The organism is Thiocapsa bogorovii (assembly GCF_021228795.1).
GTDB classification, from domain to species: domain Bacteria; phylum Pseudomonadota; class Gammaproteobacteria; order Chromatiales; family Chromatiaceae; genus Thiocapsa; species Thiocapsa bogorovii.
Genome location: NZ_CP089309.1, coordinates 2411503 through 2423071, shown reverse-complemented (window position 1 = coordinate 2423071; position 11569 = coordinate 2411503). Strand labels below are relative to the sequence as shown.

The 11569-nt window shown below is 65.4% G+C and carries 11 protein-coding genes; 3 read left to right on the top strand and 8 right to left on the bottom strand.

Features of this window, described 5'->3' with window-relative positions:
• Position 1 precedes the first annotated feature (1 nt).
• The 3 genes from ruvX to LT988_RS10995 all read right to left on the bottom strand — a co-directional run bounded on the left by ruvX (position 2) and on the right by LT988_RS10995 (position 2387).
• The gene (gene ruvX / locus LT988_RS11005) at positions 2 to 421 is read right to left on the bottom strand and encodes a Holliday junction resolvase RuvX (protein WP_232410174.1); all 420 of its coding nucleotides are present in this window, start codon (positions 419 to 421) and stop codon (positions 2 to 4) included.
• A 48-nt stretch (positions 422 to 469) separates the two neighbouring features.
• The gene (locus LT988_RS11000; protein WP_232410173.1) at positions 470 to 1033 is read right to left on the bottom strand and encodes a YqgE/AlgH family protein; all 564 of its coding nucleotides are present in this window, start codon (positions 1031 to 1033) and stop codon (positions 470 to 472) included.
• Positions 1034 to 1265: 232 nt separating this feature from the next.
• Entirely contained in the window at positions 1266 to 2387 is a 1122-nt protein-coding gene (locus LT988_RS10995) for an energy transducer TonB (RefSeq protein ID WP_232410172.1), read from the bottom strand.
• Positions 2388 to 2430: 43 nt separating this feature from the next.
• Between LT988_RS10995 and LT988_RS25250 the strand changes: the two genes are divergently transcribed.
• Positions 2431 to 2553 (top strand): hypothetical protein, encoded by a 123-nt coding sequence (locus tag LT988_RS25250; RefSeq protein ID WP_269752122.1) that lies wholly within the window; start codon positions 2431 to 2433, stop codon positions 2551 to 2553.
• Here the strand turns inward: LT988_RS25250 and LT988_RS10990 are convergent.
• Positions 2540 to 3637 carry an FAD:protein FMN transferase gene (locus LT988_RS10990; protein ID WP_232410171.1) on the bottom strand — a complete coding sequence of 366 codons (1098 nt, stop codon included), beginning with the start codon at positions 3635 to 3637 and terminating at the stop codon, positions 2540 to 2542. The genes LT988_RS25250 and LT988_RS10990 overlap by 14 nt on opposite strands.
• Before the next feature lie 75 nt (positions 3638 to 3712).
• Positions 3713 to 4669, bottom strand: a complete 957-nt coding sequence (gshB, locus tag LT988_RS10985; protein WP_232410170.1) for a glutathione synthase — start codon at positions 4667 to 4669, stop codon at positions 3713 to 3715.
• Between the two features lie 39 nt (positions 4670 to 4708).
• Here gshB and LT988_RS10980 point away from each other — a divergent pair, with 39 nt between their 5' ends.
• Positions 4709 to 5164 (top strand): response regulator, encoded by a 456-nt coding sequence (locus LT988_RS10980; RefSeq protein ID WP_232410169.1) that lies wholly within the window; start codon positions 4709 to 4711, stop codon positions 5162 to 5164.
• A complete protein-coding gene (locus LT988_RS10975; RefSeq protein WP_232410168.1) occupies positions 5157 to 7568 on the top strand; it encodes an Hpt domain-containing protein in 2412 nt (803 codons plus the stop codon). The genes LT988_RS10980 and LT988_RS10975 overlap by 8 nt, the downstream gene beginning before the upstream one ends.
• 9 nt (positions 7569 to 7577) lie before the next feature.
• Here the strand turns inward: LT988_RS10975 and LT988_RS10970 are convergent, their stop codons facing one another.
• The 3 genes from LT988_RS10970 to LT988_RS10960 form a co-directional block, all read right to left on the bottom strand.
• Positions 7578 to 8309 carry a 16S rRNA (uracil(1498)-N(3))-methyltransferase gene (locus LT988_RS10970; protein ID WP_232410167.1) on the bottom strand — a complete coding sequence of 244 codons (732 nt, stop codon included), beginning with the start codon at positions 8307 to 8309 and terminating at the stop codon, positions 7578 to 7580.
• Positions 8310 to 8319: 10 nt separating this feature from the next.
• Positions 8320 to 8736: a DUF423 domain-containing protein gene (locus LT988_RS10965; RefSeq protein WP_232410166.1), complete on the bottom strand. Its 417-nt coding sequence runs from the start codon at positions 8734 to 8736 to the stop codon at positions 8320 to 8322.
• 871 nt (positions 8737 to 9607) lie between these two features.
• On the bottom strand, positions 9608 to 11569 hold the full coding sequence (locus tag LT988_RS10960) for a monovalent cation:proton antiporter-2 (CPA2) family protein (RefSeq protein ID WP_232410165.1): 1962 nt from the start codon (positions 11567 to 11569) through the stop codon (positions 9608 to 9610).

The following is an 11569-nucleotide window of genomic DNA, read 5'->3' as shown; positions in this document are numbered from 1 at the left end:
TTTACGCCGCGCCGTGCTCGCACAGCCAGGTTTCCAGAATCAGGGCCGCCGCAACCGCATCGACAGCGTCCCGCTCGGCAGAGCGTCCGCCTGGGGTTTCCGCGAGCTGCCGTTGCGCTTCGATCGAGGTCAGACGCTCGTCGATCAGGTGAACCGCGAGTCGGAAACGTCCTTCGAGCTGCCGCCCGAACCGATGGATCTGCGCAGACCAGTCAACCTCCTTGTCGTCCATGGTGAAGGGCAGCCCCAAGACGAATGCCTCGGGTTGCCATTCGCGCACCAAGGCGGCGATACCGGCCCAGTCCGGCTTGTCGTTGCGGCTGCGGAGCGTGACTAAGGGTGTGGCCGAGCGGGTGATGGTCTGACCGACCGCGATGCCGATCTTGCGCGGGCCGAAGTCGAAACCCATTAACGTTGTCATGCGTTTCTTGAACGAGATCGATCCGTTGAGTGCCCGTCAAGACACCGCTTAAGCGTGTCCGGCCTCGCCGCTGAGCAGGTTGAGGTCGACCCCGAGCAGTTGCGCCGCGGCGAGCCAGCGTGCGCCCGGGTCCATTCGAAAGATGATCTCGTGACTGGCCGGACCGCTTAGCCAGGCATTCGCGCTCATCTCCTGCTCCAACTGACCGCTGCCCCAGCCGGCATATCCCAATGCGACCAGGGTCTGCTCCGGACCTTCCCCGGAGGCGATGGCCTCGAGCACGTCACGCGAGGTGGTGACGCTGATATCCGATGTGATGCTCAGGGTCGAGTCGAAGGTCGGCCCCGAGGTGTGCAGTACAAAACCCCGGTCGGTCTGGACCGGTCCTCCCTGATAGACCGGGATCTGCTCGACGCTCGGGCGCAACGCGACGATCTCGAGCTGGTCCAACAGCTCGCCGAGCCTGACATCGAGCGGGCGGTTGATCACGATGCCCATGGCGCCCTGATCGGTGTGCTCGCAGACATAGGTCACCGTTCGCGAGAAGTTCGGATCCTGAAGACCCGGCATCGCGATCAGGAAGTGGTTGGTGAGCGAGGTGCTGAAGGACATGGCATTAGTATCCCGGTCGGGGAGATCTCAAGCAACCCCGGACATGGACTTGCCGCGACCGGATGCACGCCTTCGGGTTGCTCAACACTTCGTGCTTCGAGGCTCGAAAGGCTGCGTCCTTGATCGAGGGGCACCTCGGTCGCCGCAGGTTAAGCGATCTGAGCGTATCGGCGGAGCGGCTTGTCGCGTTGCCGGAACACTCCGGACTGCTCAGCCTTTTGCGCCCAACCCGCTATTGTTCCCAGCCCAATCCCCCGCCGTGCAAGAACTGCCACGTTCGTACGATATCGAGCACGTCCGTCTCCGCGGCGATGTCGGGCGGGAAGGGCGCGTAGGGCGCCGCCAGCTCCACGATCCGCACCGCCGCCTCGTCGAGCAGGTCGTAACCCGACGAGCGCACGACCCGAATCTGCTCCACGCTGCCGTCCGAGCGCACCGCGACGTGCAGGATCAGGCTGCCGAACATGCGTTGATCCCTGGCCGCTTGAGGATAGTTGAGGTTGCCGATGCGCTCCACTTTGCGCGCCCAGGCGCCGAGATAGCTGGCGTAGCGAAACTCCCGCGTACTTGCACTCACCGACTTGCGCCTGACCCGGCTCGCGTAGGCGGCGGTCTTGGCCTGGAGGTTGGACGTCAGTCGATCGATTTCCGCGCCGCGGCTGGCAAGGATCTGAGCCGCATCGACTGGTGTTTCCCGCGCGGCCATCGGGTCGGGAGGGGGGAGTGGCTCGGGTGTGGCCACGGGCGCGGGTTCGGGCGGCGGCTCCAGTCGCTCAAGTGTCGCGAGATCCCGCCGAGGCGGCTCGGCAGTCTCCGTCGCGTCCTGGCTTGCGGTTTCGGCACCGGCCGGCTCGCGAGGCGGATCGACTGCGGCCGCATCGAGCTTGCTCGGGGTCGGCTCCGCCACGGGAGCGTCGCGATCGGCCGATGCGTCGGTCTCGGACTCGGGCGCTGCACTGACCGGGGTCTCTTCGACCGACTCCATCAGCCTCCCGGGGATGGGCGTCGGCGGCTCCGTCGCCTCGATGTCTTCCGAGACGATCGCAATCGGGTCGTCGTAGACCGCATTGCCGCCGGGGGATGCGCCCGAACGGTTTAGCCGAGAGAGGGCTGCGTCCGGGGCCGTGGCTGCCGCGTCCCGACCGGCGTCGCGCAGGATCAGGATCTCCAGCGCAGATTCCGCGACGCTGCTCGCCTCGGGCCTGGGTGGCGCGAAGGAGACCAGGGTGATCGCACCGACATGCAGCACTGTGGCGACCAGTAGGGCAATTAGCAAGGTCGAGCTTGAGGAGTCGTGACAGGGCGTCGCGACAAGCACGCGCGGAAATTGCGGATCGGGCGAGCGGGTGGGCATGGATGTGGATCGAAATCGGGTGGTATGAGCTCGGATCATGCCGATGGGGGAGCGTCCAGTGTGTGCCTTCGCGCGTTGTGTCGCGGCAGCCGATCCGACCGTCTGCCGCGAGCGCGACGGCTATACCCTGGATCGACTCGGCGGTCGAAGACTCAAGGTCCGGTAGCCCCCAGCCCCTCGGTCGACTCCACCCTTGGCGCCACCGAAGCACCGATGTCGACCAGTTCGATCCGATCGGCCATCGCTTGGTTCATGTGTAGGGTCCCTTCGGCGTCGACGAGAAGGACATAGCGGATTCCCATCGCCTGTGCCACCGCCTCCCAATCGGTCGGCCCTGCCACGAACATCGCCGTAGCCGCCGCAGCCGCGGTGGTCGCGTCCCGATGCAGGACGGTCACCGAGCGGGCGCCACGCGCCGGCGATCCGGTTCGCGGATCGATGATCGCATGGTAGATTTCGCCCTTGAACACGAAGTTCCGGTCGTAGTCCGCTTTGGTGACGAGGCTCTCGTCGCCGCGCATCGGCACGATCGCGAGCACTCCGGAACCGCTGGGTCGACTAATCGTGATGCGCCAGGGCTGGCCGCTGCGGTCGCCGATGACGCGGACCTCGCCGCCCGCCTTGATCAGTGCGCTTCTGATACCGAGCTCGCGAAGGTGATCGATGGCGAGATCCAGCGCGTGGCTCTTGGCGATGCTGTCGAAATCGAGCTTGATGGACCGATTGTGGCCGTGCAGCTCGAGCCCATCGATATCGATCTGGCTCATGCTGGGTGTTGCCGCGACCAATCGCTTGATTTGCTGTTCGGGCGGCGGCGGGCGGCTGCGGACCGCGCCGGCGTGGAACCCCCAGAGATCCATCAAATAGCCGATGGCGGGATTGAAGAGGCCGCCGCTTTCTAACTCGAACTGCTTACTCAAACGCACCAACGGCATGGTCGATGGAGGTGCCACGAAGGGCTCCTCGGTCAGCAGCAGCTGATTGACGCGCCCCATCGGGCCGGGTTGCCAGGAGTGCCATGCGTCCTGCAGGAAGGCGAAGTCCTCTTGGACAAGGGACGCTGCCTCTTTTGCCTGTTGTCGGTCCACGCTGACCAGGCTCAGGTCGACCTGACCTCCGAAGGCGTCGAAACGAATGGTGGTGACCGGGGTCTCTTGTCCGCAGGCGGCGAGTCCGAAGAGTGCGGCGGCGATTGCGCACCATGGGGGTGAGCGCCGAAGCCGGTCGGGGCGGGAGGATGAATACAGCACGGACACCTCCGGGATTGGGTTGCCGGGCGCGGACGCTCGCGAGGTCGAGCGGGTCGACGACCGGTAGGCAAGGTCTTAGGTGCGACGCATGACTCGGGCCTGAATCGCGTCCATCAGATCACCCGCGATGTCGGTGCCGTAGGCGGCGTCGATCTCGCGGATACAGGTCGGGCTGGTCACGTTGACCTCGGTCAGATGGTCCCCGATCACGTCTAGACCGGCGAATAGGATCTCGCGGGAGCGCAACTCCGGGCCGACTTGTGCGGCGATCCAGCGATCCCGCTCGGTCAAGGGTCGGGCCTCGGCGGATGCTCCCGCAGCGAGGTTGCCGCGAGTCTCGCCCGGCGCCGGGATGCGCGCAAGACAATAAGGCACGGGCTCGCCGTCCACCATCAAGATCCGCTTATCGCCGTCACGGATCTCGGGGATGAAGCGCTGGGCCATGCAGAAACGCCGGCCATGCATTGTGAGGGCCTCGATGATGACGCTCAGGTTCGGGTCGTCCGCGCGCACGCGAAATACAGAGGCGCCGCCCATGCCGTCGAGCGGCTTGAGGATGATATCGCCGTGCTCTCGATGGAAGCCCCGAATCGCCCCCGAGCGGCGTGTGATCAAAGTGGGCGGTGTACACTGAGGGAAGACTGCAGTGAAGACCTTTTCATTGGCGTCGCGCAGACTGCGCGGGTGATTGACGACCAAACAGCCGGCCGCGTGGGCCTGCTCGAGGAGATAGGTCGTGAAAATATATTCGATATCGAACGGCGGATCCTTACGCATCAACACCGCCCCCAGCGTATCGAGCGGGCGCTCGATCTCTGTTCCCAGGCGATACCAACCCGCAGGGTCGTCCGTGACATCGAGCGTGCGCATCCGCGCCAGGGTGCGTCCGTCGCGCAACGACAGATCCGCGACCTCCATATACCACAAGCGCCAGCCGCGCCTCTGCGCGGCCAACAGCATGGCGAAGGTACTGTCCTTTTTGATGTTGATGGATCCGATCGGATCCATCACGACGCCGAGATCGATAGGCATGCTTGCGAGTGTACTTCAGTGGCCGGGGGCTTGTCAGGGATGGTGACGAGGGTTGCGGTTCCGTCCGATTCGCGTCCGTCGGATCTGCTGCCCGATGCGTCGCGCGCCGGGCCTGTCGCGCGAGGGGAAGCCGGCATTCTCCTGGCGGACGACAGCCCGGTGGCGCGCCGCTTTGCCTCCAAGCTGCTGCGCGATCATGGCTACCGCGTCGAGGTTGCGCTCGACGGCTTCGACGCGCTCGGCATGTTGTTCGAGGTGAAGCCCGATCTTCTGCTCCTCGATAGTCGGATGCCGCGGCTGGACGGTTTCCAGGTCTGTGCTCTCGTAAGGCGAGCCCCCGGGTTTTCCGGACTCCCGGTGGTCATTCTCTCGGATTACGGGGGCCTTTACGCACGCGTTCGGGCCCACCTGGTCGGGGCGCGGTCTTGCCTTTCAAAGCCATTTACCGCGGACGAGCTGTTGAATGCCGTCGCCGGAGCACTCTCGGATGGCTGACCCCCGCCCCTCCGTCGAGCTCGACGCCGAGACACCGCACGCGACGACGGACCTGCAGACGCTCGCCGAGGTGATGCGGCGGGTACGTCCGAAATTTCATCGCGGCCTGGTCGATTGGTATCGAGACGCGACGGATCCGCGAGGACTGATGCGCCTTGAGGTGCTGTTTCGAAAGCTGAATGCGGGCTTGGGCAGCGGCGTTCTGGCCGATCTCTTCGGTTTGGCCGAGATCTTCGCGGCGGCGCTGCGTGACGGGCGACTGGGTTGCGCTGCGGGCACGCGATCTTTGATGGGGCAGCTCGATCGGGTCTTGAAGCCACTATCGCAGCAGCCGCCCGTGTGGCCGGAGGGCGAGGCTCGAGCGCTGATCGATCGGCTCTTGGGTGAGCTGGGGAGCTTGGAGCGGTTAGACCGCCGGGCGGTCGATGTGGCCGCCGTGTACCGCCCGTCCGAGGCGATCCAGGCGGCGCAGGATCCGCGTCGCGATCGAGCCGTGCCTGCCTGGGACGATGAGGTCCATCGCACGGCCGGGAGGCTCGCCGAATGCGTTGCCTTCGAGGAACTGCTCGAGGTCATCGACCGCGGCGCTTTCGTCGATCCGGCGGCGCTCGATGCCGCTTACGCAGCACTCCATGAGGTCGTCGGTGTGCTGGATCCGACAGAGGCTTGTCGGCTCTCGCCGCGTCTGGCCGCGATCGCCGACCAGGTGGGGTCGCTCGTGTCGGCCGACGCGTCCGAGCAGTCGACGCGCCTGGAGTCCTTAACCGCCGACCTGCTGACCTTGGAGTCGATCCTGGATGCTTGGGTGGATAAAGGTGTCTTCGCCGAAGTTCCTGCGCCCGGTCCCGGGATGGATCCGGCGGATCTCACACTCGCCGCTTTGGGTGAGCTCGATCATGCGCTTCGGGACGTCAGCGAGGCGCTGTTCGGTGATCGCGGTGCCGCGGAGATCGCGCGGCGCTCGGCCGAGGTCGCGGCGATGCTCGCCCGCATTGCCGGCGTCCTGCGTTTGCTCGAGCTGGCCGAAGCTGCCGTTCTTGCGGAAGCCTGCGGTGACTGGGTGCGTCGGTACGACATCGTCCCTGCTGCGCCCTCGGTCGGTGACGGCCGTGCGCAGTTGGCCGAGGCGCTAGCCTGCCTGGGGCGAGAGATCGCCGCCGGCATGGCCTCGGGACGCGCGGTGCCGGCGCCGGCGGGGTGCGCCGAGCAAGCGCTCCTGGCGCTCGAACGCGCGCAGATTGCTGCGCCGATCATGCCGACAGGAGCGCCGAAGGGGCTACCCTCGGAAGGGCCGGCGTTGCCGCTCGACGAGCCTCCGGTGGAGGATAGGATCGCCCCGGAGCTCATGGACATCTTTCTCGAGGAGATCGACGATGAGATCGCCGCCGCTCGGGAACGCCTGGCGCGATGGTCGCTCGACCCGCGAGATGCCTCCGCAGGGACCGGATTGAAGCGTCATTTCTCCGTCATCAAGGGAAGCGGACTGCTCGTCGGTGCTCGGAGGGTTGCACAGGTCGCCGAGTCGGTCGAGGAGCTCTTGGGCCGGGTCACCGCGCAGCCGACGCGCGATCCTGCGGCGACGAGCTTCATTGCCGAGGTCCTGGATCAGCTTCCCGCGTTGGTGCACGGAGGGAACGAGGATCGCGCTGCCGTCGTCAGGGCGCTGGTCGCGCGAGCCGGGCAGATCGCCGAGACGGTGAGAGGCGCGGGCCTCGAGGGCGGCGGTTTGTCGGCATTGGTCCCTTTGGATGGCTTGACGGGGTCGGGCGACGCCCCGCAGATTCCCATCGAGGATTTGCTCGATACCTTTGAGCTTGCACCGGAGGTATCGGGCGAATGGGTGTTGCCCGATGTGGATGAGTCTTCCGATACCGGGGTGGTCGAGGTGCGCTCGGCTGGGGAAGCCGCGCTCGAGCTCTCGGCGCAGACCCTCGGCGAGGAGTTGGACCCGACGCGCTCAGCGCTCCTCGACCCTGCGATAGAACCTTCGGATGGTCCAGTGGCTGATTCGGCGCTCGTCCCGTCGCCGCCTTCACTCGTGGAACAGATCGCCGAGATTGCGCGCTGTCGCAATGTGTTGGACATCACTCATGCGCAAATGGTCTCGGGCTTGGATGCACTCGACCTCGGGCTGGCACGTCTACGCGAGCTCGTCGATCGTCTCGCGAGCGATCGGTACCCGAGCGGGAGGCCGCTCGGGGAGGGCGTGGACGACACGGGCGAGGCTATCGAGCAGCGCGAGTTTTGCGGTCGCGTGGATGAGATCCTCGATGATCTGGAGAGCGTCGGGCGCGGATTGATCGCCGATCGACAGGCGTCGGAGGAGCCGCGCGCCCGACAAGCAAAACTCCTTGAGGCCGTCTTGGAGGCACTCGTCAAGCGGCAGCTGGGGTCCCCGGAGTGACGGTCGCGGCTAGTCGCCGAGGTCCCCCCAGAGCGCCTGGATGACGGCGATGGCGGCGAGGGGTGCTGTCTCGGTACGCAGGATCCGAGGCCCCAAGCGCACCCCCTCGAAACCGCGATCCCGAGCAATCGCGCGTTCGCGCGGGCTGAGCCCGCCCTCCGGGCCGACCAGCAGGGTGATCGTCGCGTCCGGCGGAGGTAAGGCGGTGAGGGGCCGATCGGCCTGCGGGTCGAGCATCAGTCCTCCGCCCGCGTGGTTGTTCAGCCAAGCCGGATAGGTCGCAGCAGTCGCGAGATGCGGCAGCCGCCGCCGCCCCGACTGCTCGCACGCCCCGATGAGGATTCCGCGCCAATGCTCGAGTCGGCGTTCGAGTCTCGGGCCGCTCAGGTGAACTTGGCTGCGCTCGGTGAAGAGAGGCGTGATGCGACCCACGCCCAGCTCGACGGACTTCTGCAGAGCGTAGTCCATCCGCTCGCCTTTGGACACTCCGAGCGCGAGGTGGATATTCAATGGCGGTAACGGCTCTCGGGCGCCGGGCGCGTCCACGATCGCCGCTGTCCCACTTCGCGCTCCTCGCACCAGATGGGCTGGATAGTCATAGCCGTTGCCGTTGAACAACACCAGTGGCGTATCGTGCGAGAGACGCAGGACTTGGGTGAGATGACGGCTTTGAGCCGAGGGGAGCTCGATGACCGCGTCGGGCTCCAAAGGCAGGTCGACATAGATGCGCGGAACTCGCATCGGCGAGGCGTCAATCCGCGTCGGGTCGTGAGTTCGCAGTTTGGCCTCTCCGGACACGCCAGGCACCGGCTACGAGCAGCGCCCAACCTGCAAGGAGGAGCAATCCGCCGATCGGGGTGACCATGCCGATCGCACGTTGATCCGTCAGCACGAGCGCGAAGAGACTGCCGCTGAAGAGTAGAACGCCGACCAGGAAAGCCGCGGCTGCCCGGTGGACGAGGCGATCGTCGGGCCGTTGCAGCAGCCACAGCCCGCAGGCCAGGATCGCAAGTGCGTGCAGTCCGAGGTACTGCGTTGCAGTGGCCCAATTCGCCAGCCGCCCCACGCTCACGAGACCACGTAGACCGTGTGCCCCGAAGGCTCCCAAAGCCACGGTGAGAAACCCGCAGGCCGCACCGGTCGTCAACCAAACACCTGGTCGATTCATCGGTTTCTTCTCTGCCGATTCCGGAGTCATAAAAAACCATCCAATAAGGCAGATTTATGAACGCAGGTAAAAATCTGTTTTGACCTCGAGGGGGGTGGTCATTAACCTCGCCTCAGCTGACGATCCTGCCGCGCGAAATACCGTGTCACCATCCAAGGCAGCCAATAATGTCGGTGAGGCCCCTGGAGAGGTCGCATCATGCCCACGTTCGTTCGATCCGACAAGTGCGATGGCTGCAAAGATCAAGGCAAGATCGCTTGAATATTCATTTGCCGCCACGGCCCGATGAGGCCGGCGGTCGCTCGAAACATACCCAATTCCGCGAGGGCAGCCGCTACCCCGGCGAGAGTCTCGGACGGATGACACCTTCGTAGACGAGGAGAACTGGAATTGCTTCGGCAACTCGGTCCATCACGAAAAGACCAAGACTCTGCCTGCTTTAAGCGCGCCGACGTCCATGGAGTTGATAAGAGCAAACTGTTCAAATAACGAAGCCAACCGGGCCTCGTGCCCCGAGTCGGCTCGCCATTGACCGGACACTGCAAGGCGTCCGGTTTTTTTGTGTCCGTATCCTGTCTCCCGGCGCCGGCGGCTTTGCGTCGCAAGAGATAACGGCCGCTCCGAAGACGAACCCCGCCGCGGGACGACAATCGCCGGGGGCAAAGGCGTCGATGGCGAAAGCGGTCCAGATCGAGTCGCTCCTCATGCGTCCAATAGCCATGAGACATTCGGGCGGATCAACACCTTCATCTCGGATACCGGGACCGCCACCACCTCGACCGATCCCCGCATCGACATCCCTAAGCACGGCGGGCGCCATCCTGCCGAAGTGCGATACCGAGCCAAACGCCTTGCCCGGATGGATGCTTGCTCAGTCATGGCGAATGTCGTGCCGGGTCTGACTGCTTGCTTCATCCGCCGGTGCTTCGCCCTGCAGCGCCGACGTATAGTCTTTCGGCGGTGGGGTCCAGCCGCGCTCGGTGCGGTCGTGGAGATCCATGCGTTCGGCAGCCATCGCCTCTTGGAGGCTGCCGCCGTGCTCGCGCACCCGTGCAAGCAGGGCGCGGTTCCGCGACAAGTCCGGGTCGAGATCCCAGAGCTCGTACATCTCATCCAAGCCCTGGGCGTCATGGAGGCGGAAGGCGCGTGTCATCTTCTCGACCTTGAACGGATGCACGCCCAGAGTCCGCAGTGCCTCGGCGCCCAGATTCAAGGAGGCGTCGAAGAGCTCGCGGATCGCCACGTCTGCCCCTGCCTTCTTGAGCAGATAGAGATGATTCACGTCGAAGGCACGCGCGAGGATCTTCACCTTCGGGTAGCGCCTACGCGCGTAGGCCACCAAATCCACCGCCCGCTCCCGGTCGTCGATGGCGACCACCAACACGGCCGCTGCGTCCATTCCAGCGGCATGCAACAGATCGGGACGGGTGGCATCGCCGAACCAGCTCTTGATGCCCAATTTGCGAAGGATGTCGATCTGAGCGGCCGCGTGGTCCAGGACGACGGTGCGTACCCCGCTCGCCACCAGCAGGCGATTGACGATCTGCCCGAAGCGCCCGACACCGGCGATGACCACGGTCCCCTGCTCGTCGATGGTGTCCGGGGGCAGTTTTGCGGTGCGCTCCAGGCCCGGCAGGATCCAGCGCTCGTAGAGGATGAAAAGGGCAGGCGTCAGGAGCATGGACAAGGCCACCACCAAAGACAGGGTCTTGGCCAGGTCGACCGGCAGGACATGGGCCTGCACCGAGAATGCGAGCAGCACGAACCCGAACTCGCCGGCCTGGGCCAGTCCCAGGGTGAATAACCAGTCGCCGCCGCGCTCCAGTCGGAACAGCCGGGCCAGGGCGAACAAGATCAGTGCCTTCGCCGCGATCAGGCCGACGGTGAGCCCCAAAAGTGTCCCCGGGCTCTGCATCAGGATCGCGAAATCGATCCCCGCGCCGACGGTGATGAAGAACAGACCGAGCAGCAGGCCTTTGAAGGGCTCGATATCGGACTCCAGCTCATGACGGAATTCGCTGTTGGCCAGCACGACGCCCGCGAGGAAGGTGCCGAGGGCCGGCGAGAGGTCCACCAGGGTCATCAAGAGGGCGATGCCGATGACCAGCAGGAGGGCCGCAGCCGTGAAGATCTCTCGCAGACCCGAGGCGGCGATGAATCGAAAGAGCGGTCGGGACAGGAAGTGTCCGCCGAGCACCACCATGGCGACCGCGCCCAAGACGACCAGCGCATAGGTCCACCCCGACAAGCCATCGACCAGGCTCAAGTGGTGGTGCTCGGTTGCGTTCGACGCGCCGTGGTCGGCGAGCCCGGTCAACTCGGGGATCGCCAACAGTGGCAATAGCGCCAGCATCGGAATGACCGCGATGTCCTGAAACAGCAGTACGGCGAAGCTGCTCTGCCCGCCCGAGGTCTTCACCAGCCCTTTCTCGCTCAGGGTTTGGAGAACGATGGCGGTGGATGAGAGCGACAGGATGAGTCCGGCCGCCAGGGCGATGCTCCAGGACACCCCGAGCACGAAACCGGCGGCCGCGATCACCAGGACCGTGAGGCCGACCTGCAGCCCGCCGAGGCCGAGCAGTCGGGCGCGCATGTCCCAAAGGAGTCGAGGCTCCAGCTCGAGGCCGACCAGGAACAGCATCATCACAACGCCCAGCTCGGCGAAGTGCTGGATCTCGGCGGTCTCGGCGCCGACCACTCCGAGGACCGGCCCGATCACGATACCCGCGATCAGATAGCCCAGGACCGAACCGAGCCCCAGTCGCTTGGCGATGGGCACGGCCACGACCGCCGCGCACAGGTAGATGAACGCTTGAACGAGCACGCCGCCCAT